Annotated in this window: 29 protein-coding genes and 1 riboswitch; of the genes, 13 read left to right on the top strand and 16 right to left on the bottom strand. The window is 71.5% G+C overall.

Annotation, left to right across the window (positions count from 1 at the left end):
- Position 1: 1 nt before the first annotated feature.
- Positions 2-403, top strand: a complete 402-nt coding sequence (locus caldi_RS17110) for a MarR family transcriptional regulator (RefSeq protein WP_264842955.1) — start codon at positions 2-4, stop codon at positions 401-403.
- Here caldi_RS17110 and caldi_RS17105 read toward each other — a convergent pair.
- The 3 genes from caldi_RS17105 to caldi_RS17095 all read right to left on the bottom strand — a co-directional run bounded on the left by caldi_RS17105 (position 342) and on the right by caldi_RS17095 (position 2,095).
- Positions 342-716, bottom strand: coding sequence for a DUF190 domain-containing protein (locus tag caldi_RS17105; protein WP_264842954.1), 375 nt, complete (start codon positions 714-716; stop codon positions 342-344). The two genes, caldi_RS17110 and caldi_RS17105, sit on opposite strands and share 62 nt — an antisense overlap.
- 36 nt (positions 717-752) lie before the next feature.
- Complete coding sequence (gene crcB / locus caldi_RS17100) at positions 753-1,127, bottom strand: fluoride efflux transporter CrcB (protein ID WP_264842953.1); 375 nt, start codon at positions 1,125-1,127, stop codon at positions 753-755.
- Positions 1,128-1,211: 84 nt separating this feature from the next.
- Positions 1,212-1,283: riboswitch (Fluoride riboswitch) on the bottom strand.
- A gap of 107 nt (positions 1,284-1,390) precedes the next feature.
- Positions 1,391-2,095 (bottom strand): response regulator, encoded by a 705-nt coding sequence (locus tag caldi_RS17095; protein WP_264842952.1) that lies wholly within the window; start codon positions 2,093-2,095, stop codon positions 1,391-1,393.
- A gap of 431 nt (positions 2,096-2,526) precedes the next feature.
- On the opposite strand from caldi_RS17095, the gene caldi_RS17090 reads away from it, so the two are divergent.
- From caldi_RS17090 to caldi_RS17070, 5 genes are all read left to right on the top strand, one after another.
- Positions 2,527-2,838 (top strand): hypothetical protein, encoded by a 312-nt coding sequence (locus caldi_RS17090; RefSeq protein ID WP_264842951.1) that lies wholly within the window; start codon positions 2,527-2,529, stop codon positions 2,836-2,838.
- Positions 2,835-3,494: an MBL fold metallo-hydrolase gene (locus tag caldi_RS17085; protein WP_264842950.1), complete on the top strand. Its 660-nt coding sequence runs from the start codon at positions 2,835-2,837 to the stop codon at positions 3,492-3,494. The genes caldi_RS17090 and caldi_RS17085 overlap by 4 nt, the downstream gene beginning before the upstream one ends.
- Positions 3,491-6,472 (top strand): cation-translocating P-type ATPase, encoded by a 2,982-nt coding sequence (locus caldi_RS17080; RefSeq protein WP_264842949.1) that lies wholly within the window; start codon positions 3,491-3,493, stop codon positions 6,470-6,472. The genes caldi_RS17085 and caldi_RS17080 overlap by 4 nt, the downstream gene beginning before the upstream one ends.
- Before the next feature lie 159 nt (positions 6,473-6,631).
- Positions 6,632-9,538: a cation-translocating P-type ATPase gene (locus caldi_RS17075; protein ID WP_264842948.1), complete on the top strand. Its 2,907-nt coding sequence runs from the start codon at positions 6,632-6,634 to the stop codon at positions 9,536-9,538.
- Complete coding sequence (locus caldi_RS17070) at positions 9,535-9,861, top strand: hypothetical protein (protein ID WP_264842947.1); 327 nt, start codon at positions 9,535-9,537, stop codon at positions 9,859-9,861. Before caldi_RS17075 ends, caldi_RS17070 begins: the two co-directional genes overlap by 4 nt.
- Positions 9,862-9,880: 19 nt before the next feature.
- Here the strand turns inward: caldi_RS17070 and caldi_RS17065 are convergent, their stop codons facing one another.
- The gene (locus tag caldi_RS17065; RefSeq protein ID WP_264842946.1) at positions 9,881-10,549 is read right to left on the bottom strand and encodes a GntR family transcriptional regulator; all 669 of its coding nucleotides are present in this window, start codon (positions 10,547-10,549) and stop codon (positions 9,881-9,883) included.
- A 71-nt stretch (positions 10,550-10,620) separates the two neighbouring features.
- Complete coding sequence (locus caldi_RS17060) at positions 10,621-11,367, bottom strand: fumarylacetoacetate hydrolase family protein (protein WP_264842945.1); 747 nt, start codon at positions 11,365-11,367, stop codon at positions 10,621-10,623.
- 393 nt (positions 11,368-11,760) lie between these two features.
- On the opposite strand from caldi_RS17060, the gene caldi_RS17055 reads away from it, so the two are divergent.
- The 6 genes from caldi_RS17055 (at position 11,761) to rbsB (ending at position 17,721) form a co-directional block, all read left to right on the top strand.
- Positions 11,761-12,774, top strand: coding sequence for a LacI family DNA-binding transcriptional regulator (locus caldi_RS17055; RefSeq protein ID WP_264842944.1), 1,014 nt, complete (start codon positions 11,761-11,763; stop codon positions 12,772-12,774).
- Positions 12,771-13,730, top strand: coding sequence for a ribokinase (gene rbsK, locus caldi_RS17050; protein ID WP_264842943.1), 960 nt, complete (start codon positions 12,771-12,773; stop codon positions 13,728-13,730). Before caldi_RS17055 ends, rbsK begins: the two co-directional genes overlap by 4 nt.
- Positions 13,727-14,122 carry a D-ribose pyranase gene (gene rbsD, locus caldi_RS17045; RefSeq protein WP_264842942.1) on the top strand — a complete coding sequence of 132 codons (396 nt, stop codon included), beginning with the start codon at positions 13,727-13,729 and terminating at the stop codon, positions 14,120-14,122. Before rbsK ends, rbsD begins: the two co-directional genes overlap by 4 nt.
- A 1-nt stretch (position 14,123) precedes the next feature.
- Entirely contained in the window at positions 14,124-15,638 is a 1,515-nt protein-coding gene (locus caldi_RS17040; protein WP_264842941.1) for a sugar ABC transporter ATP-binding protein, read from the top strand.
- 12 nt (positions 15,639-15,650) lie between these two features.
- Positions 15,651-16,583 carry an ABC transporter permease gene (locus tag caldi_RS17035; RefSeq protein WP_264842940.1) on the top strand — a complete coding sequence of 311 codons (933 nt, stop codon included), beginning with the start codon at positions 15,651-15,653 and terminating at the stop codon, positions 16,581-16,583.
- A 166-nt stretch (positions 16,584-16,749) separates the two neighbouring features.
- Positions 16,750-17,721, top strand: coding sequence for a ribose ABC transporter substrate-binding protein RbsB (gene rbsB / locus caldi_RS17030; protein WP_264842939.1), 972 nt, complete (start codon positions 16,750-16,752; stop codon positions 17,719-17,721).
- Between the two features lie 68 nt (positions 17,722-17,789).
- Here rbsB and caldi_RS17025 read toward each other — a convergent pair whose 3' ends face one another.
- Together caldi_RS17025 and caldi_RS17020 are read right to left on the bottom strand one after the other, a co-directional pair.
- Positions 17,790-18,722 carry a TerC family protein gene (locus caldi_RS17025; protein ID WP_264842938.1) on the bottom strand — a complete coding sequence of 311 codons (933 nt, stop codon included), beginning with the start codon at positions 18,720-18,722 and terminating at the stop codon, positions 17,790-17,792.
- A 91-nt stretch (positions 18,723-18,813) separates the two neighbouring features.
- Positions 18,814-19,287: a small multi-drug export protein gene (locus caldi_RS17020; RefSeq protein ID WP_264842937.1), complete on the bottom strand. Its 474-nt coding sequence runs from the start codon at positions 19,285-19,287 to the stop codon at positions 18,814-18,816.
- Positions 19,288-19,507: 220 nt separating this feature from the next.
- On the opposite strand from caldi_RS17020, the gene caldi_RS17850 reads away from it, so the two are divergent.
- Positions 19,508-19,960, top strand: coding sequence for a type I restriction enzyme endonuclease domain-containing protein (locus caldi_RS17850; protein WP_406568133.1), 453 nt, complete (start codon positions 19,508-19,510; stop codon positions 19,958-19,960).
- Here the strand turns inward: caldi_RS17850 and caldi_RS17015 are convergent.
- The 9 genes from caldi_RS17015 to caldi_RS16975 form a co-directional block, all read right to left on the bottom strand.
- A complete protein-coding gene (locus caldi_RS17015) occupies positions 19,863-20,279 on the bottom strand; it encodes a GGDEF domain-containing protein (RefSeq protein ID WP_264842936.1) in 417 nt (138 codons plus the stop codon). The two genes, caldi_RS17850 and caldi_RS17015, sit on opposite strands and share 98 nt — an antisense overlap.
- A 21-nt stretch (positions 20,280-20,300) precedes the next feature.
- Positions 20,301-21,371, bottom strand: a complete 1,071-nt coding sequence (locus tag caldi_RS17010; RefSeq protein ID WP_264842935.1) for a GAF domain-containing protein — start codon at positions 21,369-21,371, stop codon at positions 20,301-20,303.
- Positions 21,368-22,765, bottom strand: a complete 1,398-nt coding sequence (locus tag caldi_RS17005) for an ATPase domain-containing protein (RefSeq protein ID WP_264842934.1) — start codon at positions 22,763-22,765, stop codon at positions 21,368-21,370. The genes caldi_RS17010 and caldi_RS17005 overlap by 4 nt, the downstream gene beginning before the upstream one ends.
- A gap of 4 nt (positions 22,766-22,769) precedes the next feature.
- Positions 22,770-23,102 carry a hypothetical protein gene (locus tag caldi_RS17000; protein ID WP_264842933.1) on the bottom strand — a complete coding sequence of 111 codons (333 nt, stop codon included), beginning with the start codon at positions 23,100-23,102 and terminating at the stop codon, positions 22,770-22,772.
- A gap of 586 nt (positions 23,103-23,688) precedes the next feature.
- On the bottom strand, positions 23,689-23,880 hold the full coding sequence (locus caldi_RS16995; RefSeq protein ID WP_264842932.1) for a hypothetical protein: 192 nt from the start codon (positions 23,878-23,880) through the stop codon (positions 23,689-23,691).
- Positions 23,881-23,937: 57 nt separating this feature from the next.
- Entirely contained in the window at positions 23,938-24,138 is a 201-nt protein-coding gene (locus tag caldi_RS16990; protein WP_264842931.1) for a hypothetical protein, read from the bottom strand.
- Positions 24,139-24,618: 480 nt separating this feature from the next.
- The gene (locus tag caldi_RS16985; RefSeq protein ID WP_264842930.1) at positions 24,619-24,978 is read right to left on the bottom strand and encodes a hypothetical protein; all 360 of its coding nucleotides are present in this window, start codon (positions 24,976-24,978) and stop codon (positions 24,619-24,621) included.
- Positions 24,975-25,319: a hypothetical protein gene (locus caldi_RS16980; protein WP_264842929.1), complete on the bottom strand. Its 345-nt coding sequence runs from the start codon at positions 25,317-25,319 to the stop codon at positions 24,975-24,977. Before caldi_RS16980 ends, caldi_RS16985 begins: the two co-directional genes overlap by 4 nt.
- Entirely contained in the window at positions 25,316-25,603 is a 288-nt protein-coding gene (locus tag caldi_RS16975) for a hypothetical protein (protein ID WP_264842928.1), read from the bottom strand. The genes caldi_RS16980 and caldi_RS16975 overlap by 4 nt, the downstream gene beginning before the upstream one ends.
- Between the last annotated feature and the right edge of the window lie 51 nt (positions 25,604-25,654).

Genomic DNA, 25,654 nt, shown 5'->3' with positions numbered 1-25,654 from the left:
GATGCGCACCACGCCGCACCCGCATGCCGCGCTCCTGCGCGAGCTGGTCCGGGCCGGCGTCTTGACCGGCCCCGAGATGGCCGCCCGGCTGGGGCTCGACCGGGAGGCGCTGGCGCGGGTGGTCGAGCGGCTCTCCGCCCTCGGCTACATCGCTCCAGCAGGGTGCCCACCGGAGCGCGCCGGTACTTCTGCCGGAGCCTGCGCGTCCTGCCCGCTGTCCGGCGCGCCGGCCGGCTGTCCCGTTGCCGCCTCCGGTTTCGGGGCATCCGGCCCGACCGCCTGGGTGCTCACGGCCCGGGGCCGGGCGTTCGCCACCCGGGCGGCGGCCGGCAGTCCCCGGTTCAGCCTTTCTCCTGGCCGGGCGTCCCCTTTCCCTCCCCGGGGGTGCGGGCGTAGCGGATGATCCGCACCCCTTCGACCGTCATGAGAAGGCCCTCCGGCACCATCCGGTCGAGGTACTCGACCAGACGCCGGATGCGTTCCTCGGTGTCGATCACTTCGATGACGATGGGCAGGTCCTGCGACAGCCGGAGGATGTTCGCGGTGTGGATGCGGCTGTGGGCGCCGAAGCCCTCCACCCCGCGCAGCACGGTGGCCCCGGACATCCCCAGCTCACGGATCTTCAGGACGATGGCATGGTAGAGCGGCATGCCCCTGTACTGGTCGGACTCCCCGATGAACATGCGCAGGAGCACGCCCTGGGTCTCCACCTTCACGGGCCTGTCCTCCCTTCGTTCGTCCGGCGCCGTCCGTCAGAGGGCCCGGCCGAGCCAGTAGCCCAGCCAGGCCGCGAGAAGCCCGAGCGTGAGGCTCGCCGCCACGTTCCCGATCCCCAGCCAGATGCTGCCCTGCTGGAGAAGGCGCAGGGTCTCCACCTGCCAGGTCGAGAACGTGGTGTACGCGCCCAGAAACCCGACCCCGAACGCCAGCCGCCACGGCTGCGAGATGAGGCCCTGCTCGGCGCCCGCACTCGTGAGGAACCCGAGGAGGAACGCCCCCGTCACGTTGATCACCAGCGTCCCGATCGGGAACGCCACCGGCCACTTCTCCGACAGCAGCCCACCCAGCCAGTACCGCGTGACCGTGCCGAACACGCCGCCGATCGCCACAAAGAGGTAGCTCTCCAACTACTCGCCCTCCCGCAACTTCCGGGCCGGCTCGCACCCGAGCCGGGCGCGCGGCCGGCCCGAAACAGAAACGCCCCCACCCCGGACGGGGTAGGAGCCATCAGCTGCCGGCCTGCGCCGGCAGCGGTTCCGGCGAGCTCCATCGCCTGCACCGCCGGGCGCGAGCGGCGCCCGTCCCGGCGGATCGTACCGCTCACTACCTTAGCACGAATCACGCGGCCCCAACAAGATGAAGCCGAACGATCCACGTCGAACGAGCAGGCTCAGAGCCCGGCGGACGGCGGTTCGGTTTCCTTCCGCGGCCGGATGGCCGAACCGGGTTCCGCGATGTCCACGAGCCCGTGCTCGATCGCGTACACCACCACCTGGGATCGGGAAGTGACCCCGAGCTTGCGGAAGATGTTGGTGACATGCTGCTTGACCGTCTTCTCGGACATGGCCAGGGCCCGGGCCACGTCACGGTTCCTCGCACCCCGCGCGACGAGCCGGAGAACCTCCCGTTCCCGATCCGTGAGCGCCTGTTCGTGGCGCGGCTCGTTCTGGCGCCCCCGTGCCACCACGTCGAGAAGGAACCGCGCCACGTTCGGGTGCAGCCACGCACCACCGGACGCTGCGTTGCGGATGGCAGCGATCACGTCCCGGGCCGGCGCGTCCTTGAGGAGGTACCCGCGCGCCCCCGCCTTGACCGCCGCGAGCACGTACTCGTCTCGATCATGCATCGTCAGGATGAGGACCGCCGTCTGGGGACACCGCTCCACCACCTGCCGGGTGGCGCCGATGCCATCGAGCATCGGCAGGCTGATGTCCATCAGCACCACGTCCGGGCACAGTTCCCGGACGAGCCGGACGGCCTCCGTCCCCGTCGAGGCCTCCCCGACCACCTCGATATCCGGTTCTGCCTCGATGATCGCCTTGAGCCCCTGCCGCATCAGTAGCTGGTCTTCGACCAGGACGACCCTGAGCCCCATGCCATCGCCCCCCGCCGCTGTCTACCTGATGCGCGATGGTTGAAGCTGCGATGGGATCCGCGGACGCTCCCCCGCTCCCACGGGGTCCCCGTCCGTCCTTGGCCTGCTCCGAAAACCGGCCATTTCCCCGTTCTCGCTGCGATACCCCGGTCCCTTCCGGACACGACCGTTTTGGCGAAAAAATCAGCGACGGACGGGCGCACTCACCGGACCGTTCCGACAGCCCCGGTTGGGACGCGGCGCCTTCACTGCCACCGGACCTGCCCGCATCATTCCGCCCCGGTACATTCCGGGGACCGCGTGATGAACGCGCTCCCCGGGATTCGACGCGATGCCACGGTTTTCCTGGCTCTCTGTCAGTCACTGCCACGCGCCTGCCTCGCCGGTTCGCCGCCGCACCGCCGCGGATACTAATGGCCGGGGTGATCGGGATGCGGATGGAGGAATGGGTGAGCGCCGCGGCGGAGGCGAACCCGACCGTTCTCGGCGCGGCGGCCGCCGGGATCGCCCTCCTGGCCGGAACCCGACAGGGCCGGAAGCTCTTGCGCGGCGCCGCCGTCGGGGCCGCCCGCGCCGGGTTGCGCTTCCAGGACGTCCTGTGGAACATGGCGTCCCGGACCCGGCAGAGCTGGACACAGATCCTCGCTGAGGCCCGGGCGGCCACTCCCGCGATCCACCTGGCGGCACGGGTCGCCCAGGTGCCGTCGATCCCGGTCGAGACCGGGACAGGTGGCCCGACGTGATCCGGGTGCTGGGATTCCCTCTCAGCGTGCTGCGGGTGAACTGCTACGTCCTCCTCGACACGGGGGCGCGGCGGGCCGTGGTGATCGACCCCGGGCTCGGCGTCACGCCGCTTCTTCACGTACTGCAGGACGTCCGGGTAGAGGCCGTGCTCCTCACCCACGGGCACTTCGACCACATTGCCGGGGTGGGAACGCTGCGCTCGCTCACGGGGGCGCCGGTGCACGTTCACGCGGACGACGCCCTCTTGCTGGGGGACCCGCAACTGAATCTCAGCCTGTTGCCGGTCCTCCGGGTGGTCGCACCCGACCCGGATGTCACCTTGCGGGGCGGAGAGACGCTGAACTTTCTGGGTCAGACCATCGAGGTGCTGCACACGCCGGGCCACAGCCCCGGCAGCGTTTGCTACCGGTTGGGGGACCTCCTCTTCACCGGGGACACCCTGGAGGCGGGCAAGCTCGGGCGCACCGACCTCCCCGGAAGCGACCGCCAGGCACTCGCCCGCAGCCTGCGCGAGCGAATCCTGCCGTTGCCGCCGTCGACCCGGATTCTGCCTGGGCATGGCATGCCGACGGACCTCGCCACGGAGCTGCGGACGAACCCGGACCTGCGGGCGGTCGCCCGGACGGCTGGGGTCCAGCCGGTGGCGAGCCCGTGACGGGGCGGCCCGGCGGCGCGGCCACCCTGCGGCCCATCGGCTGGAGCGCGGACGGACGGTCGCACCACGTACCGGGCAGGTACCTGGTGCGTATCCCCGAAGCTGGCCCGGACGGCGTGCTGCGCGCCCGGGTGGAGCGCCTGGTCCTGGGGCTGCCTGGGGCCCGCTCGGCCCGGACGAACCCCCGGACCGGGCGGCTCCTCGTGTACTACGACCCGGACGCCACGGGGCCCGACGACATCGACCGCCTGCTGGCGCAGATCCTGAGCGGGGAGCCGGCTCCTCCGGCGGGCGCCGCCGGCCGGCCCCTTCCGGCCTGGCACGCGCGGCCCGCGGACGCGGTCGTGGCGGACCTCCGGACACACCCCCGCCTCGGGCTCACCCGGGCGGAGGCGGCCTGGCGCCTCCGCCGCACCGGTCCCAACGCGATCCGCCCGGAGGATCCGCCGGGGGCGTGGCAGCGGTTCCTCCGCCAGCTGAACGAGCCCATGGTCGCTCTGCTGCTCGGGGTCGCCGGCCTGTCGGCCGCGCTGGGGCAGGTGCTCGACGCCGTCGTCGTCGTGGGAATCGTGGTGGTCAACGGGGTGATCGGCGCCCTGCAGGAGGGGAGGGCGGCCGAGGCCCTCGCCCACCTGGAGCGTCTCTCGGCGCCCGTCGCCCGAGTCGTGCGTGAGGGACGGCTCGAGGTCGTGCCGGCGGAAATGCTTGTCCCGGGCGACGTGGTGGCGGTCCGGGCCGGCGACCGGGTCCCGGCCGACCTCCGGCTCCTGCGTGCGACCGGCCTGGCGGCCGAGGAGGCCGCGCTCACCGGTGAGCCGGCTCCGGTGCCGAAGGGGACTCGACCGGTGCCGGTGTGCACGCCGCTGGCCGAGCGCAGCCCCCTCCTCTTCATGGGCACCCACGTGACCGCCGGGCGGGGCCGGGGCGTGGTGGTGGCCACCGGTATGGCGACGGAGATGGGCCGCATCGCCGCCCTCCTGGCCGGCGCCGCCCCGGCCCCCCTCCTCCTCCAGCAGCGGATGCAGCGGCTCGTGGCGCCGATCGTCCGGGCGACCGTGGCGGCGGCCGCGGTCCTCTTCGGGTTGGGGCTCCTGCGGGGTACGCCCGCCGGCGCCATGCTGCTCGCCAGCCTGTCCACGGCCGTGGCCGCCCTGCCGGAGGGACTCCCCGTCTCCGTCAGTGTGGCGACCGCGGCGGCCGCGTACCGCATGGGGGGACGACTGGCGGTGGCCCGACAGCCTGCAGCGGTGGAGACGCTGGGCAGCTGCCAGGTCATCTGCACGGACAAGACGGGGACTCTCACGACCGGGCGCATGTCGGTCGAGGCCGTGTACGCGGCGGGAACGTTCTGGCTGCGCTCAGGACCGTCCGGTCCGGGCGGCGTTCCGGCGGGGTTCGCCCGCGCCGGCCCCGAGCCGGTCCAGGCGGGAGCGGACGACCTCCGATTCGCCCTGCGGGTGGGCATCCTGTGCAGCGATACCCGTCTGGCCGCAATGCCGCCCGCCGACGGCGACCCGACGGAGGTCGCCCTCCTTCAAGCCGCCCAGGCCGTGGGGCTGGATATCACCCGGGAGCGGATCGGTTGCCCCCGCCTGCGGGAGTGGCCGTTCTCATCCGACTCCCGCCAGATGGCGGTGCTGTGCCGCGAGCCCGACGGCGGGCCCGCGCTGTACGTCAAGGGGGCGCCGGAGGATGTCCTCCCCCGCCTGAGCCGGGAGCGGGTCGGCGGCGAGGAGGTGCCCCTGGGCCCCGCGGGACGCGCGGCCGCGGCGCGGGCGGTACGCCAGATGGCCCGGGCCGGTCTGCGGGTGCTGGCGCTCGCCTACCGGCCGGCGCACCTCCCGGAGGACGAGCTCGTGCTGGCAGGGATCGCCGGCCTGTGGGACCCGCCCCGGCCCGAGGTCCCGGAGGCGCTCCGGCGCTGCCGGGAGGCGGGTATCCGGGTGGTGATGCTCACCGGCGACCACCCGGAGACGGCCCGGACCCTGGGGCGGCGGCTGGGCATCCTTGACGGCGGAGGCGTGCTGCTCACGGGGACGGAGATCGACCGGATGGACGACGGCACCCTCGCCGCCGTGGCAGGGCGCCTGCAGGTCTGCGCCCGGGTCACCCCGCACCACAAGCTGCGGGTGGTTCGGGCGCTGCAGCGCCTCGGGCTCGCGGTGGCGATGACCGGGGACGGCGTGAACGACGCGCCGGCCGTCCGGGCCGCGGACACGGGCATCGCCATGGGCCGCTCCGGGACGGACATCACCCGGGCCGCGGCCGACCTCACCCTGCTCGACGACAACTTCGCCAGCATCGTCGCCGCCGTCGAGGAGGGCAGGGCGGCCTTCCAGAACATCCGCCGCACCGTGCGTTACACGCTGGTGACGAATGCGGCCGAAGTCGCCGCGATGGTCGGCGCCGTCGCCCTGGGCCTGCCCCCGCCACTGCTGCCGGTGCAGCTGCTGTGGGTGAACCTCGTCTGCGACGGGCTCCCCGCGCTGGCCCTGGCCGTCGACCGCCCGGGCCCGGACCTCATGACCCGGCCCCCCGTCCCACCAGGGGAGAGCCTGCTCGAACCCGGAGCGGCCCGCTCCCTGCTGCTTCAGGGCCTCCTGGCCGGCGCGGGCATGCTGGGCACCTTCGCGCTGCTCCTCCGACACGGGGCGGGTCTGGCGGCCGCGCGCACGGGGGCGCTGGCCGCCCTCGTGCTCACGAAGCTGGCGTACCTGTCCGGGTGCCGGCGGGACCCGCGCACCGGGGCGGCCCCGCCGCCGAACCGGCTGCTCCGGGCCTCCACAGCGGCGTCGGGGGCGCTGCTCCTGGCGACCCTGTACGTGCCGGGCGTGGGCAGGATCTTCGGGACGGTCCCGCTCGCCCCGGCCCGGTGGGCGCCGATCGGCGGCCTGGTCGCCGCGCAGCACCTGGTCGGACGTCTGTTCGAAGCGGGCCCGCCGGCACCGCCCCGGCCTTCGCCACAGCAGGAGGGATGACCCACGCAGCCGCAAATCGAACAGGCGGCCCCGTTCGGGTGGAGCCCGGACCGTCGCTACCACAGCCTGCCGGGGCGGCTCCTCATCCGGGTTGACGGCCTCTACCGTAACCCGGCCCTGGGAGCCGAGCTGAAGAGCCGCCTCCGGGGCCTGGCGGGGGTGGCCGACGTCCGGCCCAATCCCCGCACGGGGCGTGTGCTGGTGCTCTACGACGCCTCGGCGTTGGCCCTCGACGTGCTGCTCCGGGCGACGGGGGCGCCCTGGCGCCCGGCTCCGGATACTCCGGAGACTTATGCCGGAGCACCCCCGGAGGCACCGGCCGTCGCGCCCCCGGAGACCGCCGGCCCGCCCGAGACGCCGCCCGGGCAGCCGTGGCACGCCCTCCCGCTGCCAGACCTCCTCGCCGCGCTGGACGTCGAGTCGCCCGGGGGACTGTCCCGGGCCGAGGCGCGGCGCCGCCTGGCGGCGTGGGGTCCGAACCGCATCCGCACCCGGCCGCGGCCGGGGGTGTGGCAGCTCGCCACCCGGCAGTTGCGCAACCCCGTCGTCCTCCTCCTGCTGGGCGCCGGGGGCGCGTCGCTGGCGCTCGGCCAGGCCCTCGAGGCAGCGAGCAGCATCGCCATCGCCTGCGTCACGTCGGGCATCGGGATCCGGCAGGAACTGCGGGCGGGACGGGCCGCGGAACTCCTGACCCGGATGGAGGCCCCCGTCGCCCGGGTTCAGCGGGACGGGCGGGAAGTCGTGGTCCCCGCGGCCGACCTGGTCCCCGGCGACCTGATCCTCCTCCAGGCGGGCGAGCGGGTACCGGCGGACGCCCGGTTGGTCCTGGCCTCCGACCTCACGGTCGACGAGAGCTCGCTGACCGGTGAGTCGGCTCCAGTCGCCAAGGACCCGGGGGTGCTGTGCCCCCGGGCGACCCCGGTGGGGGACCGGGCCAACCTCGTGTTCATGGGCACGCTCGTCACCGGCGGGCGCGCTCGGGCCATCGTCGTCGCGACGGGGATGCGGACCGAGATGGGGCGCATCGCGGCCGTGCTCGACGCCGTCGCCACGGAGGTGCCGTTCCTCCAGTTGCGCCTTCAGCGCCTCGTGCGGGTGCTCATCCTCGCCGTGCTGGTTCTCGGGGGCGCGGGAGTGGTGGCGGCCGTAGCCCGGGGCTCCGGGGCCCGCGAGGCGTTGGTGCCTGCACTTTCGAGCGCGGTGGCCAGCATCCCGCAGGGCCTGCCCATCACCGTCACCATCGCCCTTTCGGCCGCCGTGAGCCGCATGGCCGGCGCAGGCGCGCTCGCCCGCCGGCTCTCGGCAGTGGAAAGCCTCGGTGCCACGACGGTCATCTGCACCGACAAGACGGGGACCCTCACCCGGAACGAGATGACCCTGCGGGCCGCCTACGCAGGCGGGCAGATGCTGGACTTCCCCTGCGCCCCGGCAGATCGAGACCGTCTCCTGCCGCTTCTCCGCGCGGCCTGCCTGGCCAGCGACGCCCACGTCCCCCCCGGGGGGAACGGCGTGACGGGCGATTCGACCGAGGCGGCGCTGGTCACCGCCGCGGCGGCCGTGGGGGTCGACCCGGGGGCCGTGCGCGCCCGCCACCCCCGTATCGGCGAGATTCCCTTCTCGTCGGGCCGGCGCCGCATGACGGTGGTATGCCGCGACGGTCAGGGGGTGCAGGTGTTCGTCAAGGGCGCGCCGGAAGCTGTCCTCGCGCGGTGCACGCAGGAGCTGCGGGATGGGGAGGTCGTGGGCCTGGACGGGGCGGCGCGGGCTGCGGCCCAGGAGGCGGCCGACGCGATGGCGCAGCGGGCCCTGCGGGTGCTCGCCGTCGCGTGCCGGCCCCTCGAGCGCTACACCGGTCCCCCGGTGGCCGATGACATCGAGCGAGATCTGATCCTGCTGGGTCTTGTGGGCCTGGCGGACCCGCCCCGCCCCGGCGTCCCTGAGGCGTTGGCGGCGTGCCGCCGGGCGGGGGTGCGGGTCGTCATGCTCACCGGCGACCACCCCGCGACCGCCCGCGCCATCGCCGAGGAAACGGGCCTGCTCGCAGACGGGGGGCTCGTGCTCACCGGGACGGAGATCGAGCGGATGTCCGACGCCGAGCTCTCCGCCTGCGGGGAGCGGCTGGCCGTGTGTGCCCGTGTGGCCCCGGAACACAAGTTGCGGGTGGTGCGGGCACTGCAGGCCCGGGGGGAGGTCGTCGCCATGACCGGCGACGGCGTGAACGACGCGCCAGCCATCCACGCGGCCGACGCCGGCATCGCGATGGGCCGCGGCGGAACCGACGTCACACGCGGCGCGGCTCAGCTGGTCCTGGTCGACGACCAGTTCCCCGCCATCGTCCGGGCCTTGCAGCTCGGGCGGTCCGCGCACGACAACATCGGCCGTTCGGTCCGCTACAGCCTCGCCACCAACGCCGGCGAGGCACTGGCGAGCCTGGTGCCGCTGGCGGCCGGGCTGCCGCTGCCGATTCCCCCGGCGCTCCTCCTCTGGTCCAACGTGGCCTGCGACGGGCTGGTCAGCCTCGCCCTCGCCATCGACGGTCCGGACCCCGCCGCCCTCGACCGGTCACCGGCCGATCCCCGGGAGGACGTCCTTCCGCCTCCGGTCCGCCGGCGGATCCTGGCGCGGGCGATCGGGATCGGCCTGGGCGTGGTGGCGCTGCACGCAGGCGCCCTGGCGCTCGGCCTGGGCGCGGCGAAGGCGCACTCCCTCGCCCTGGCAGCGCTGGCGACGGCCAAGCTCCGGTACGCCCGCGACCTGCGGGCGTCGGGTCCTGACGGGCGGCCTCTGAGACTGCCGACGAGCCCGCTCCTGCGCGTCGCGTACGGGTCCGCGTCCACCGTGGTGCTGGCGCCCATCTACCTGCCGTCCCTCCGCAGCGCCTTCGGTCTTGCCCCTCTGGGACTGGCCGACTGGCTGGCGGTGCTGGCCGCCGCCTGGCTCGGGACAGCCTGCGAGGCGGCCGTGGGCCACCGGCCCGCGCACCCGCCCCCGACTCGCATAAGGGACACGTGGCGGGGTGAGGCTAGGCAGGTAGCCACTGGACAGTTCGGGAGGCGAGCCGAGTGAACCGGCGCGACCTCGGTCTCTTCCTCCTCGGCCTGGGAGCGGGCGCGGTGGGGGGCGCCCTGTGGCCGGCGGTGCGCAAGGGTCTTCGCGCCGCGCTCCGGCGCGGGATCGTGGCCATGCTGATCGCCAGCGAGCGAGCCCAGACGCTGGCCGCCGAGGTGCGCGAGGAGGTCGACAACGTGCTGGCGGAAGCCCGGTACGAGTTCTCCCAGGAGCTCGCCCGCCGTGTCCCCGTCCGGGAGGCGGAGGCGGGTGACGCCCCGCCGGCCCCCCCTCCGCCGTCCGCCCCGGAGGCCCAGGCGCAGAACCGGCCGCCCGGTTAGGCGCCGGCCGCCGTGGGGCTCACGCTCCCGGGCCGGCGGGGGCGTGGAGATTCCGGCTGGCCCACTCGCGGAAGTACCGCATCGTGTTCATCTTGTGCTCCCGGACGAGCTCCTCGATCACTTCCCCGGGTGCCCCGGCCTCGAGCTCGCGGACGAGGAGGTCGTGCTCCTCCACCGAGTTCCGGGCGCGCCCGGGAATGAAGCCGAACGTGCTGTGCCGCACCTGGTCCATGCGCTGCCAGGCACGACGGATCATGTCGACCAGGTACGCGTTGGGACACCGCTCGTAGATGGCCGAGTGGAACTCCCGGTTGAGCCGGCCGAAGCTGACGAAGTCCAGCGACTCCATGGCCTGCCGCATCCGGGCGTTGATGTCGCGCAGCCGCGCGAGGTCGGGCGCCCCCAGGTGCGGCGCGCTCACGCGGGTCGCGTAGCCCTCGATCACCGCAAGGGCCTCCAGGGTCTCCACGTACGCGCTCGGGTCCATCGGAGCCACGACGGCGCCCGTGTTCCGGTTGAAGAGGACGAGGCCCTCCGCCTCCATCCGCCGGATCGCCTCTCGCACCGGGATGGGGCTCAGGCCCATCTCCCTGGCCAGCTGGTTGATCACGAGCCGGAACCCCGGGCCGTAGACGCCACCCAGGATCCGTTCCCGGATCACCTGGTACGCTCGCTCCTGCTTGGACATCGGTGCGTCGCCCGCCACCTCCCGCCCGGGTCTTGCCGAGGCACTGCCTGGCGAACCGGCGGGCGGCACGTTCAGGCTCTCACCGGATTGCGCAGCCGGCCGATCCCCTCGATCTCGATCTCCATCACGTCTCCGGCCTTGATGGGGCTCACGCCGGCCGGCGTCCCGGTGAAGATCAGGTCCCCGGGATAGAGGGTCATGACCTCCGAGATGACGCGGATCAGCTTCGGAACACCGTGGATGAGAAGCGAAGTGCGGGAGTCCTGCCTGAGCTCGCCGTTCAGCCAGAGGCGGATCCCGAGGTCGGTGGGGTCGACCTCGGTCTCGATCACCGGCCCGAGCGGCTTGTACGTGTGGAAGGACTTGGCCCGGGTGAACTGCTTGTCCTTGTACTGCAGGGTCCGGTCGGACACGTCGTTGCCGATGGTGTACCCGAAGACGTGCTCGAGCGCCCGTTCCTCCGGGATGTCCCGGCCTTCCTTCCCGATCACCACGACGAGCTCCGCCTCGTGCTCGGTCACGTGTTCCGGGTGCTTCAGCACGACCGGTTCGTCGTGCGCCACGATCGCCGTCGGCGAGACCATGAACATCATGGGCTCCTCGGGGACATCGCGGGACTTCTCCTGAGCGTGCGCGAGGTAGTTGAGGCCGATCGCGATCACCTTGCCGGGCACCACCGGCGGAAGGACCTTCACGTTGCGGGCGTCGAACGTGCGCCCGGTCTCGCGCCACCCGCCGAAGATGTCCCCGTCCAGCTCGCGCAGCTCGTCACCGGCCACGAGGCCGAACCGCGGGCCGTCTGGCGTCAGAAACCGCATGAATTTCATCTTGTGCTACCCTCACGTGTTGGATAAAGGATCAGAATCCAAAGCAGATTCCGCACCCACCTGCGCCTCTCCCAGCCACAAGCTGGGCCAACTGCAGTCCACCACCTCCGTATACGATTTGATATCGACTTTGGTATATTCTCGGCGCCGGACGCAATTCCTTCTTCCGTACAAAGGACCGGCACACAACCCTGGACAGGACCAGGCCCAACCGGCAATCGGGCGCCGGCAGGCTCCCCCCGGTGCCGGCACCCGGTGGGTCCCCTCGCTGGCAGAAATCGACGGGTCGCAGCGACGGTCTGACGGCAGGAAAGGCGCAGGCCCCCTGCGAAACATTGAGGCGATCCTGTGGAATCGGTTCCACATCCGCAGGGGGGCCCGATCGTGGCAGCCACCATCCGGGACGTGGCGCGAGCAGCCGGGGTCAGCCAGTCCACGGTCTCCCGCGCGCTGAACGGCAGCGGGTACGTCAGTCCCGCTACCCGGGCGCGCGTGCTGGCCGCGGCCGCCCAGCTCCACTTCCGCCCCAGCCACGTGGCCCGAAGCCTCGTCTCCAAGGCCACGCACACCCTGGGGCTTCTGCTGCCGGACATCACGAACCCGTTCTTCCCGGCCATCGCCCGGGGCGTCGAGGACGCCGCCGCCCGGGCCGGCTACGCCGTCATCCTCTGCAACACGGACCGGGACCCGGCCCACGAGGAGCACTACCTCGCGATCCTCCGCCAGCGGCAGGTGGACGGCCTGGTCCTCATCGCTTCGAGCGCGGCGGTCGGGCACCGGATCGCCCGGGCCGACTTCCCCGCGGTAGTCTTCGTCGACCGGGTGCCCCCGGGCGCCGAGGCCGACGCCGTGGTGGTGGACAACCGGGAGGGGGTCCGCACCGCCACCCGGCACCTTCTCGGCCTGGGCCACCGCCGGATCGCCTTCGTGGGCGGTTCGGCGGGGTCGGGTACGTCCGAGGACCGCCTCGCCGGCTACCTGGCGGCCCTCGCCGAGGCGGGGTTGAACCCCGACCCGGGCCACATCCGGGCCGGCGACTTCACGTACGACGGCGGCTACGCGGCCGGGCGAGCCCTCCTGGGCTCTCCCGACCGGCCGACGGCCGTGGTGGCGGCCAACGACCTCATGGCGATCGGCGTCCTGCGGGCGGCCGCGGAACTGGGCCTGCGGGTACCCGACGACGTGGCGGTGGTGGGCTACGACGATATCCCCCTCGCGGGCATGCTGAACCCACCCCTCACGACCGTCGCCCAGCCGACCTATGAGATGGGCGAGCGGGCCGCCCGGATGCTCCTCGAGCGTCTCGCCGGCAAGGCGCCGCCGGAGCCGCGCCGGGTCGTCCTGCCGGCCCGCCTGGTGGTCCGGCGATCGTGCGGCGCGGGGAGGGACGGACAGTGAAAAGGGAAGCCCGGATCCTCCCGGAGATCGTCGTCGTGGGGAGCCTCAACCTGGACCTGGTGGCCCGGGTGCCCCGCCGGCCGCTGCCCGGCGAGACCGTCCTCGGGTCGGCGCTCGAACAACACCCCGGCGGCAAGGGGGCCAACCAGGCCGTGGCGGCCGCTCGCCTCGGTGCCCGGGTCGCCATGGTGGGCGCCGTGGGGGCGGACGGCTTCGGCGACGCGCTCCTCGCCTCGCTGCGGCGCGACGGGGTCGAGACTCGCTGGGTCGAGCGCCGGGCGGGGAGCGGGACCGGGGTCGCCCTCATCACCGTCGACGATCAGGCCGAGAACAGCATCATCGTGATCCCGGGGGCCAACGGCCTGGTCGACCCGGAGCAGGTCGCCCGGGCCACGCCGGCGATCCGCGCGGCGAGGGTGATGCTCCTGCAGCTCGAGATCCCCCTCCCCGCCGTGATGGCAGCCGCCCGCCTGGGGCGTGAGCACGGCCTGACGGTGCTCCTGGACCCCGCGCCGGCCCCGCCGCCGGACCGTCCACTCCCCCCGGAACTCCTGGCGCTGGCGGACTACGTCACGCCGAACGAGAGTGAGGCCGCCGCCCTGACGGGCCTGCCGGTGAACCCCGACGATCCCCGGCCGGTGGCCGAGGCCCTCCTCCGCCGGGGCGCCCGCCGGGCGCTGATCAAGCTGGGAGCCCGCGGGGCCTACCTGCTGGGCCCGGAGGGGGAGTTCCGCCACCCGGGGTTCCGCGTCGACGCCGTCGACACCACCGCCGCCGGCGACGCCTTCGCGGGGGGCCTGGCCGCGGCCCTGCACCGGGGGATGCCCGCCGGCGAGGCGCTGACCTGGGGCTGCGCGGCCGGGGCCCTGGCGGCGACGCGGCCGGGCGCCCAGGAAGCCATGCCCATGCGGGACGAGTTCGAGGGCTTCCTGAGGGAAAGGAGCGCTAGCCCGTGAAGAAGGCCACCCTGATCAACCAACCCCTCTCGGAGGTCATCGCCGGCATGGGTCATGGCGACCTCCTCGTCATCGGCGACGCCGGGCTGCCGATCCCGCCGGCCACCCGGCGGATCGACCTCGCGGTGACCCGGGACGTGCCCCGGTTCCTCGACGTGGTCCGGGCCGTGCTCACCGAACTGCAGGTCGAGGAGGCCCTGGTCGCCGGGGAGACCTGGCAGGTGAGCCCCCACGTGGGGGCCGGGCTCAGGGATGCCCTGGGGCCCATCCCGGTCCGCACCATCACCCACGAGGAGCTGAAGGCGCTCTCCGCCCGGGCGGTCGCGGTCGTCCGCACGGGGGAGCACACCCCGTACGCGAACGTCGTCCTGAAGGCGGGGGTCACGTTCTGAGATGGGCGCGCCGACGGCGGCCGGCCCCGTTCTCGAGGCCATCGGCCTGCACAAGGAGTTCCCCGGGGTCAGGGCCCTGCAAGGCGTGAGCCTGGAGGTGCGGCGCGGCGAGATCCACGGACTCCTGGGCGAGAACGGCGCGGGAAAGTCGACGCTCATCAAGTGCCTGGCCGGGATCCACCGGCCCGACCGGGGGGTCATCCGCCTCGAGGGCCGGGAGGTGCAGCTGCTGAGCCCGCGGGACGCCATCCGGGCGGGAATCGCCACGATCCACCAGGAACTCAGCCTGGCGCCGCACCTCACGGTGATGGAGAACATCGCCCTGGGCCGGGAGCCGGTCCGGGGGCCGCTCCGGCTCGTGGACCGCCGCGCCATGGCCGCCGGGGCCCGGGAAGCACTCGGCCGGCTCGGAGTCGCCATCGATCCGGCGGCACGGGTGGGCGACCTGGGGGTCGGAAGCCAGCAGCTGGTCGAGATTGCCCGCGCCCTGGCGGTCGACGCCCGGGTCCTCATCCTGGACGAACCCACCGCGGCCCTGACCGAGGCGGAGGTCGAGCACCTCTTCGCCGTGCTCGAGGGGCTGCGGGCGCGCGGGGTCGCGATCCTTTACATCAGCCACCGGCTGGAGGAGTTCTACCGCCTCTGCGACCGCGTGACGGTCCTGCGCGACGGGACCTACGTCGGCACCTACCCCCTCCCCGACACCAACGAGGCGGAACTGGTCCAGGCCATGGTGGGCCGGCCTCTCCGGGACCGTTTCCCCGGGCGCCGGGCCCGCGTGGACGGCGAAGCCCTGGTAGTGCGCCACCTGAGCCGGGGCAAGGTGCTGCGGGACGTCTCCCTGACGGTGCGACGGGGCAAGGTCGTCGGGGTGGCCGGCCTGATGGGCGCCGGCCGGACCGAGCTGGCCAGGGCCATCATGGGGCTCGACCCCGTCGACGCCGGAGAGGTCACGGTGCTCGGCGTCCGGTTGCGCCCGGGCGATCCGCAGGCCGCGCTGGCCGCCGGGATGGCCTTCGTACCCGAAGACCGCAAGGCGCAGGGGCTTTGGCTCAACCGGAGCGTGCGCGAGAACCTGACCTTCTCCAGCCTGAAGCGCCTGGGGCGAGCGGGCTGGCTCCCCCGCCGGGCTGAGCGGCAGCTCGCGGGCCGGCTCATCCGCGACCTGGCCATCCGGACGCCGGGCAGCGAGGTCCCCGTGAACACCCTCTCCGGCGGGAACCAGCAGAAGGTGGTGCTCGGCCGCTGGCTGGCGGTGGACCCCCAGGTGCTGATCCTGGACGAGCCGACCCGGGGCGTCGACGTCGGGGCCAAGGCCGAGATCTACCGCCTCATCAACCGGCTGGCGGAGGCCGGGAAGGCGATCCTCATGATCTCGTCGGAACTGCCCGAGCTCCTGGGGATGTGCGACCGGATCCTGGTCATGCGGAAGGGCCGGCTGGTGGGGGAGTTTGCCCGGGAAACGGCGACTCAGGAAGCGATCATGCGCTGCGCGACCGGCGCGGCGCGCGGTTAGGGGCGACGCGCGATGCACGGGTGGTACCCCGGTCGGCTCTTCCGCCGGCTCGGGCCGTTCGCCGGGTTCCTCGCCCTGGCTCTGGCCCTGAGCCTCTTGAGCGACCGGTTCCTGACGGTCAGCAACCTGCTCAACGTGGCACGGCAGATCTCGATCAACGCGATCATCGCCGCCGGCATGACGGCGGTCATCCTCACCGGCGGCATCGACCTGTCCGTCGGCTCCATCCTCGCCCTGGCCGGTGCGCTCACGGCCGGCACCATCGCCGCCGGACGGCCGGTGCCGGTCGGGGTGATGACGGGGCTGGGGGTCGGCGTGGTGGCAGGGCTCGTGAACGGCCTCCTGGTGACCCGGGGGCGGATCCCCGCGTTCATCGCGACCCTGGGCACCATGACCGCCCTGCGGGGCCTCACGCTGACCTACACCGGGGGCCGGCCCATCACCGGTCTCACGGATTCGTTCCGGGCCATCGGCGGCGGCTACCTCCTGGGCATCCCGGTTCCCGTGGCGATCATGGCCCTGGTCTTCGCCACCGCCTGGGTGTTCCTTTCCCATACCCGCCCCGGCCGCTACGTCTACGCCATCGGCAGCAACCGGGAGGCCGTGCGCGTCGCCGGGGTGCCGACGGCCCCGTACGAAACGCTGGTCTACGTGCTCTCGGGCCTGGCCGCTGGCCTCGCCGGGGTGATCCTGACCTCCCGGCTGAACTCCGCGCAGCCCACCGCCGGTCTGGGCTACGAACTCGATGCCATCGCCGCGGTGGTCCTGGGCGGCACCAGCCTCGCCGGCGGCAGCGGGGGCGTCATGGGCACCCTCGTCGGCGCCCTGATCATCGGCGTCTTGGACAACGGGCTCAACCTGCTCGGCGTCTCCTCGTTCTACCAGCAAGTGGTCAAGGGGCTGGTGATCCTGCTGGCGGTGCTCCTCGACCGGGCCAAGAAGTAGGCCCGCCCGGGCGCCCGCCCTGCCGGCGTGTTGCCGGCCCCGGACCGAAAACCCCCGGGGGAGGTGGTGCGGGGGGGATCGTGGCTCCCCCACCGATGGAAACGGTTCCATACTATCCATCCGGCCGCTTGGAACCCAACCCACGCGAGCGAGGAGGTACCCGTCCATGAAACGGCGTCTCGGCGTGCTACTGGCGGCTGTCCTGGGCCTTGGCCTCCTGGCCGGCTGCGGCGGCGCCAAGAAAGAGGAGCCGGCCGCCCAGCCAGCCCCCCAGGCCCAGACCCAGGGGCAGAGCGGGGCCGCACAGCAGCCAGCTCAGAAGGAATTCACCCTGGGGCTCGCCATCAGCACGCTCAACAACCCCTTCTTCGTGGACCTGAAGGAGGGGGCCGAGGAGGCCGCCAAGGCCGCCGGCGTCAAGCTGGAGATCACGGACGCCCAGGATGACACTGCCAAGCAGGTATCCGGCATCGAGGACCTGATCACGAAGAAGGTCGACCTGATCATCGTGAACCCCACCGACTCCCAGGCGGTGGTTCCCGCCGTCGAGGCGGCCAACAAGGCCAACATCCCCGTCATCACGGTGGACCGCGGGGCCGGCGGCGGCAAGGTGGTCAGCCACATCGCCTCCGACAACGTGGCCGGCGGCAAGATGGCGGGCCAGCTGATCGTCGACCTGCTGAAGGGTCAGGGCAAGGTGATCGAGCTCGAGGGCATCCCCGGCACCTCGGCCGCCCGCGACCGGGGCAAGGGCTTCCATGAGGCCGTCGACGGCGTGAAGGGCATCGAGGTCGTGGCGAAGCAGCCCGCCGACTTCAACCGGGCCAAGGGGCTCTCGGTCATGGAGAACCTGCTCCAGGCCCACCCCGACGTCCAGGCCGTCTTCGCCCACAACGACGAGATGGCCCTCGGCGCCATCGAGGCCCTGAAGGCCGCCGGCAAGAAGGGCGTCATCGTGGTGGGCTTCGACGCCACCGCCGACGCCCGCAAGGCGGTCGAGGCCGGCGAGATGACCGCCACCGTGGCGCAGAAGCCGCGGGACATGGGCCGGATCGCCGTGGAGACCGCCGTGAAGGTGCTCAAGGGCGAGAAGGTGGATGAGTTCATCCCGGTCGGTCTCGAACTCGTGAAGAAGTAGGCGCTCGGGTCAGTACCCGTGCCGCGCGCAGACGCAGGACCCCGGGGATACCCCGGGGTCTTGCGTACTCAGGGCTCCGTCTTCCCCGTGTGGTGCGGGATCAGCACCGAGGCCAGCACCGAGATGGCCAGAACCCCAAACACGACCCCGAGCGAGGCGGCGATGGGGATCTTGTAGATCTCGACGATCATCATCTTGACGCCCACGAAGACCAGCACCACCGCCAGACCCAGCTTCAGGTAGCGGAACAGGCCCATGATCCCTGCCAGCAGGAAGAAGAGCGAGCGCAGGCCCAGGATGGCAAAGACATTCGAGGTGTAAACGATGAAGGGGTCCCGGGTGACGGCAAAGATCGCCGGGATCGAATCCAGGGCGAAGATCAGGTCCGTGGTCTCCACCATCAGCAGTACCAGGAACAGCGGCGTGGCGAACAGGCGCCCCGCCCGGCGGACGAGGAAGTGCTCCCCGTCGTACCCCTCGGTGATGGGCATCCACTGCCGGAAGAACCGGAGGACGGGATTCCTTTCGGGGTGAATGTCTGTGTCCTTTTGCACGCCCATCTTGATACCCGTCAGGACCAGGAACCCGCCGAACACGTAGATGATCCAGTGGAACTTGGCCAGTAGCGTGGCCCCCACGGCGATGAAGATGCCCCGCATGATGAGGGCCCCGATGATCCCCCAGAACAGCACCCGGTGCTGCAGAGCGGCCGGAACGCTGAAGTACGAGAAGATCATCAGAAAGACAAAGATGTTGTCGACGCTCAGCGATTTCTCGATCAGGTAGCCCGTCAAGAATTCAAGGGCGGTCTCCGGCCCCCGCCAGAGGTACACCCCGACGTTGAACGCCAGCGCCAGGGCGATCCAGACCGTGCTCCAGACGGTGGCTTCCTTGATGGTGACCGCATGGGCCTGGCGGTGAAAGACACCCAGGTCGAGGGCCAGCATGGCCAGCACAAAGAGGTTGAATCCGACCCAGAGTAGCAGTTGGTTTCCGTCCACCGATCGCCCATCCTCCTACCGTTCGGTATATTGCCCCGCTCACTCCGCAGGCGAGAGGCCGGGCACTGTGCGCCCGCGGGCCGCTGCCGGGTTACCGCAAGAACCCGAGGCCGGCCAGGACACCGCCCCATCCCAGTCCGAAGAAGAGACCCGACAGGGCGACGCCGATGCCGAGACCCAGCCAGGTTACCCCGGCACCCAGTTGCAGCAGACGGGCGAGCACGACTCCGCCCCAAACACCGGTGCCGGGGAGCGGCAGCAGGACAAAGGCGGCCAGGCCAATCCATCCATAACGGTTGAGAAGCGATGCATGGTGGGTTGCCCGCCTCTCCACGCGCTCCAGCCACCGGGCCAACCCGGTGAATCGGCCACCATACCGGCGCACCGCAGCGACAACCGCGAGGGCAGCCTGAATCTGAAGGATATTGCCGAAGATGGCTGCCGCCGTGGCCACAGCGGGCGGCAGGCCCAGGAGCAGGCCTAGCGGAATGCCCGCCCGGAGTTCCAGCACAGGCACTATCGAAACACCCACTGTCGCCAGGACCGCCAGGATACTGTCCGCCATGACATCCTCCCTTGCACGGTACCGGCCCGCTCGCAACAAAACAGGGGGCACGGCAGCCTTCCGTTCCGTAGCGGAACCAAGGTCTTGCCGTGCCCCCGCACGCCGGTGGCAGGTGCAGCCGGGGTAACCCCGTAATGACGGCCACACCACCTGGTATAGCCCAGGCTGGCTACTCCCCTTGCGGAGTTTGCATTTGCCGTCCGTTTCCTCGGTTGCCCCCGTGATTATATCACGTGGTGGGCGTCATAGATCAAGGGGCTTTTCGAGGCGGCCGCTCCGGACGGAGCTGGCGGCCGTGGACTACAGGTCATGTGAACAATGGCCGGCTCTCAACGACAGCGCAGTGAAGGTCCTGGGCGACGAAACCCTGCGCGCCATCGCCCGCGAGCCCGTGGCCGCCGTGCGCGCGAACGTCACCATTGACTGGGCGGTGCGCGTAAACGTGCGCGCCCACCGGCGGCTGCTCGTGAACCATATCCTCCGCAGGCACGGTTATCCGCCTGACAGGCAGGAGAAGGTCACCCAGATGGCGCGGCAGCGAGCACCCCCCGATCGCCGGCCCAGGTCCGCCCCGATTACTCCCCGCCACCCGCCTCCACCGCGCTGTCCAGCATCAGGCGCCCCTTGCCGGCCCGCTTGGCGGCCAGCAGGGCGGCATCGGCCCGGGCGATGAGGCTGGCGGCCGTGTCGGTGGCGCCCGCCTCGGCAGCTCCGGCCGACAATACGGGCCCCTCGTGCGGCCACGGCTGCCTGGACAGGGAATCCACCAGCCGCTGGTAAACCCGGTGGACCTGGGCCAGGTCGGTACCCGGCAGCACCAGAGCAAACTCGTCGCCCCCCAGGCGGCCGGCCCGGTCTGACCGGCGAAGCTGCTGGCGCAGTACGTGGCCGACGGTCCTTAGCACGTGGTCCCCGTAAGGGTGACCGTAAGTGTCGTTGAGCTGCTTGAAGTTGTCCAGGTCGACCATCAGCAGGCAGATGGGCTCCCCCATCCGCCGGCTGTGGAACAGGAGCTAATCCAGAACGCCCAGGAAACCGGCCCGGTTGAACAGGCCGGTCAGCGGGTCGGTGTTGGCCTGGTCCCGAAGCAGGCTCACCAGGCGGGCGTTCTCCATGGCCACGGCGGCGAAGCTGGCGAAGATCTCCATGTTGCGCAGGCTGTCGTCGCCGGGAGGTGCCGGCAAGTGGAGGCCGATGACCCCCAGCTGGTCCGTGGGGCTGGCCAGGGGCAGCAGCACTGCAACCCCGCCGTCGTCGGGCGGCGGCGCCCCCGCCATGGCGACCACGGCGGCTCCGGACCGGTCCACGACAGGAGTCCGGGCCTGCCACACGTCCCGCAGCGGCGGCACCGACAGGGGCACGGCGCGGCCCGCCAGCTCGGCCGCGTCGGTGCCGCGCACGTGGGTCACCACCAGGCCGTCGCCGGCCCGCAGGGCCAGCCACAGGGCCCGGGGTTGGTAGAGCAGCATCAGGCTGTTCAACACCAGGGCCACCACCGCCTCGGAGTCGTGGACGCTGGTGACGAGGCGGCTCAGGTGGTACAGGGCGCTCCACTCCAGCCGCCCCAGGCCCAGGAGGCGCCGCTCCACCAGGGCCCTCAGCGTCTCCTGGGCGGCGGCGGCAGCCACGTCGGCCCGGCGGCTCAGGTCGGCGGGCGGCACCACCGGCGCCACCGCCCCCGGGCCGGCGCCGGTGGCGGCCTGCACCGGCGCCTCGTCATCGGCGGAAGCCAGGGCAGGCCCCACTGCCAGAAAGGCCACGGGGCGGTCGCCCGACTGCAGGGGCCTCAAGGCCACCAGGAGACCGAAGGGGCAGCGCAGGGGGTCCTCGGGTGCGACGCCCTCGACCGCCGGTGCCCTGCCACGGGCCGCCGCCTCGTAGAATGCGACGCAGGCCGGGTGGCGCACGGCCCCGCCCGGGTTGAGGGCGGCGCAGGGGAGCGGGTCGGGCCGGGAGCCGGCGACGACGCCGCCCAGCGTGTCCAGGAGGGCGAGGTCCACCCCCAGTGCGCGGGAGAGGGCCTGCTGGAAGTCCACCCAGGCGCCCAGGTGCAGGTCCACCGTCAGGTTGGGCACGTGGCTCATCGCAGTTCCTCGCTTCCGACGGCGGCCCCCAGGCTCACCCCGCCAGCGCCGATGGTGAACCGCACCAGGCGGGTGTCGTGGGCGGAGCCGCGCATCTTCATGACCATGAGACCCCGGGCCAGCTCCTGGTCCGACGGCAGGTAACGCAGGACCATCACCGTGTCGGCCAGCACCGACAGCATCTGGTCCGACAGGTGCGCCCGGCCGAAGGGGTCGCCCGTGTCCAGGGTGAGGATGGTGGCCACCCCCAGGCGGCGCAAGGCGGTCACCAGGTCCCAGAGGAAGAGCTGGTAGCCCCTGGCGTGGACGGGCAAGTCGCGCAAGGAACCCACGCCGTCCAGCACCACCCAGGTGTACCCGCCGGCCCGGACCTCCTCCAGCAGTTGCACCGCCTGCATGTCCAGGTCCAGCTCCACCGGCGACAGGTGCCGGAGGTGCAGGCAGCCGCCATCGCCAGAATCGAGGGACAGTCGGGCAACGTACTCTCTCAGATGGTCCGCCGGCTCTTCGAAGCTCACGTAAAGCCCCGGCCGCCCGGCGGCCGCCTGGGCGGCGGCAAAGGACAGGGCCAGCACCGTCTTGCCGCTGCCCGAGGGGCCGGCATACAGGGCGACACTGCCTTGGAACAGGCCGCCGCCCATCAGGTCGTCCAGTCCTGGCACGCCGCTGGTCACCCGGCCGCCGGGGGCCGCCACCGGCGCGTAGTCCCGGAGGTCCCGCCGGGGGTACACCCGGATGCCGTCGGGCCCGATGGACAGCAGGTGCTCGCCCCGGAGGAAGCCGGACCCCCGCAGCTTCATCACCCGCAGGTGGCGCCGCTGCAGCCGGTGGTCCTCGGTGCCGTACAGGTGCAGGATGCAGTCGGCGACGGCGAACTCGGGACGCGAGACCAGGTCGGCCTCCTCGTACTCGCCCACCAGGAAGGCGGTGACGCCCCAGATGGGGAGGCGGGCCGCCAGGTCGAAGATGAAGGTGCGCCAGGACCGGTCGTCGGCGGCCATGTCGCCCATGGCCTTGAACGAGTCGATGGCCAGGAGGGCCGGCCGGCGCTGCCGCACCGCCTGGTCCAGCGCGTCGAACGCCGCCTCCAGGCCGCCGCGGCGGAGCGGCGTCCCCAGGTCCAGCAGGTGAATGCTGCGCCCCACCATGTCCTGCTGGAAGAAGGTGAGGGTGCGCTGGTAGCGGGCCAGCTTGAGGGGCGGCTCCGACAGGGTGGTGGCGTACACGGCCGGTGCCTCAGGCCGGGCGGCGCCGAAGAGAACTTGCTGCACCAGGATGGTCTTACCGGACCCGGGGGCGCCCGACACCAGGGTGAGGGCGTACCGGGGGATGCCGCCCTGCAGCACCTGGTCCAGCCCCGGCACTGACGTGGCGATGCGCTCGATGGCGTCCATGGTCCTAGGCCCCCCTCGTGCCCGGGCTGCCGCCCGCCAGCCGTTCCTGGACCCGCTGGCGCAGGTGGTGGGCTGCAGCCTCGCCCATCAGGTTTGTGTATAGCGTGAGGAAGGACTCCTCGATGCGGGCGGCCACCTCAGCACCCCGCTCCCGGGCCAGTAGCGCCGACAGCTCCCACCCGTCGGGGCCAAAGCGGATGTCGTCCGCCTCTCGGTACACGGCCTGCAGGTCCCACTGGATGCGTTCCGCCATCAAGAGGACGGTGTGCACCCCCAGCCGCCGTACCGCCTCTTCCCACAGGACTTGTAGGGCCGCCAGCGGTGAGCCCTGTTCCACCGTCGTGTCCCCCCTGGCCTCTCCATCCGACAGATGAGACGTCAAAACGAAACAGAGCGACCTAGATCAGTATCTCATGTGGTTGGCGTGGCAGCAATTCATCATGAGGAGCACTCATGCCCTGAAGGTCACCCAGACCGTGCTGGAACAGGCCGAGGTCCTGTCGCAGGCGTGGGCGGTCGCGTAGCCGGAAGCGGACTCAGCGTCGACGTCCTGCCGTCAGAAAGGGCCGCGTGGCCGTATAGCCCGTTGCTTCCGCCGGCCAAAGAGAGACGCCGTGGAGAGGCTGGGCGCGCTCTCCACGGCGTCTCTGGAGCAGACCAACCAGGCTTGAAACCGACGAAACCGGCCCCGGGTGTACCCCCGGGGCCAAGCCTTTTGCGACGGGTTGCCAAAACCCGCTTCGGAACTGGTGGGCGTGCCAGGGATCGAACCTGGGACCTCTTGAATGTGAGTTTCCGCGCGACCATACTACCACATACCGCGCCGCCCTGCAACCCGCTTCGCCGTAGGGATTGGCATTCTGTCCCATACGGTGCTCCACCGAGTCAAACCATGCCCGTTACTGACACGGTTACTGACCGCTTCAGGACTCCCCCTCGGTGATCTCTCGCTGGTGCTCCGCGAACCAAGCCTCCGCAAAGGCCCAAGCTTCTTCGATGTTCCGGCAGTCCTTGCCGGCGTGAATCGTGCCGTTATAAACGCCCGGATGCGTCACCAGTTCCACAATCAAAACTATTCCGCTTGCATCGTCTCCTCTTTCGATAAAGTCGGCCAACCACTCCCGGTTTCGACCCCTGAATAGCGTCCTTGCGCGACTCATGTTGAGCCTCCCCTAACGGATCGGATGAAGAAAGGGCCGTAATTCTTCCGAGAAGCGGCGCTCCTTCGCCATCAGATCTTGGACGAGTTCCCACAGCACGTCCCGGCTTTCGCCCCTTCTTACCGCCTCGTCGTACCGCGCGCGGGCTTGGTCTAGCTCCTCCAGGAGACCGTGGAGACGGTGAATCTCCTCTTCGGTCAGGATCCGCCTCAAACCCGTCCCCCCCCTCGATACTCACCTACGCCACCGCCACAGTGAACGCCCTATTGCTCTTCCACCACCTGGGACGCCTCACCGCGAAACCGTCCATATGCCGGCAACAAGGAAACCAAACAGCAGGTGAAAGAACCACCTGGTTTCACGATCTGTACTGGTGACAGCTTGCCCATGGAACCAGAAGAGAATAGCCCATAATACTGTCCGAAACGCAACGGTAAGCCACTCACCCGCCCACAACTCCGACAAGGACAAAGGCAGCACCTACCTCAACCACCGCCACAGCGCCCTTGCCGTCGCCCTTCCCACCACCCGGCGGACGATGCGCTTCCCCACGATCCCCCGCCGAACGTCGTTCACGTCGCCCCAGCAGCCGGGCCAGGGCGTAGAGGAAGCTCCGCAGGCTCATGCCGCCACCCCCGATGCGAAGCCCCCGGGCCGCCGGCCCAGGGGCTCAGCAATCCTGGCGCCCTGTGGTCACTTCGCCGCCGTGGCGCCGGCGTCCTCCGGCTCGTCATCGTCACCCCCGGCCGGTGGACTCACCACGACGGTCGCCAGGATGTCCTCTATGCCGGCGAACGACGGTTCCGGCAGGAGTTCGTCGATCTTCTGGACGAGCGGGTGCTGGGCCAGGCGCAGGGTAGCCTTCGCCATCTCCTCGGCGACCCAGCGCACCCCGTCAAGCCACCCGGCGAGGTACACCGTTTCTGCCTTGGTCGGGCCGTAGTCGAACTCCAGCTTGCGGGCGGCCTCGAGTACGTCACTCACCCGAAGCTCCAGGTCCGCATGCAGGTAGACGCCCGGCGCCAGGTTGAGATCCTTCCTCCGGATGCTCACGCCCGCACCTCCTCGACCTGACCGGCCCGGGCAAGCGCCCTGGCCCGGAACTTCGGCGCTCCGTCGCGGACGATGGACATCAGGATCTCCCGCGGGTCCCCGCCCTCGTGGATGGCGTGCCGGTTGAAGAAGCGGACGATGGGGTTTTCCGCCATCACCGCGGCGATGCGATCCAGTTCGTTGAGCGCCGCCCGGAAGCCCGCCACGTAGCCGAAGAAGAAGAACACGTCCGCGTCGTCGCCCGGCATGATGCCGGCCATCTCGATGTCCCGGCGGGCCAGTTCCGCCTCGAACACCCGGTCCAGAAGCTCCTGGTGCCAGTCGATGTAGCGCTCGCTCACTTGCCGTCGCCCTCCCCGTAGGTCAGTTCCTTCGCACTCAGCACGTCCTCCGGCAGCGGCCACAGGGTGCGCAGCCCGTCCGATGCCTCCCGCATGTGCCGGTTCTCGGCCAGGAGCCGCATGGCGACGTTCTCCAGGTGCAGCGCCGCTCCCATGAGGCCGTCACGGTAGCCCAGCATGTACGCCGCGTGGGCCACCTCCACCGGCCCCGTCGAGAGGGCCATGGCCTGCCGCTCCACCTCCTCGATGCGCTCTTTGAAGCTGGGCGCGCCGGTGAGGATCATGGGGAACACCTCCTGCCATGAGTATGGCATCGCCATGTCGACAAGTCAAGA

The organism is Caldinitratiruptor microaerophilus (assembly GCF_025999835.1).
Taxonomy (GTDB): Bacteria; Bacillota; Sulfobacillia; order Symbiobacteriales; family ZC4RG38; genus Caldinitratiruptor; species Caldinitratiruptor microaerophilus.
Note: the sequence above shows the minus strand (reverse complement) of the source record. Positions and strands in the feature narration are given on the sequence as shown.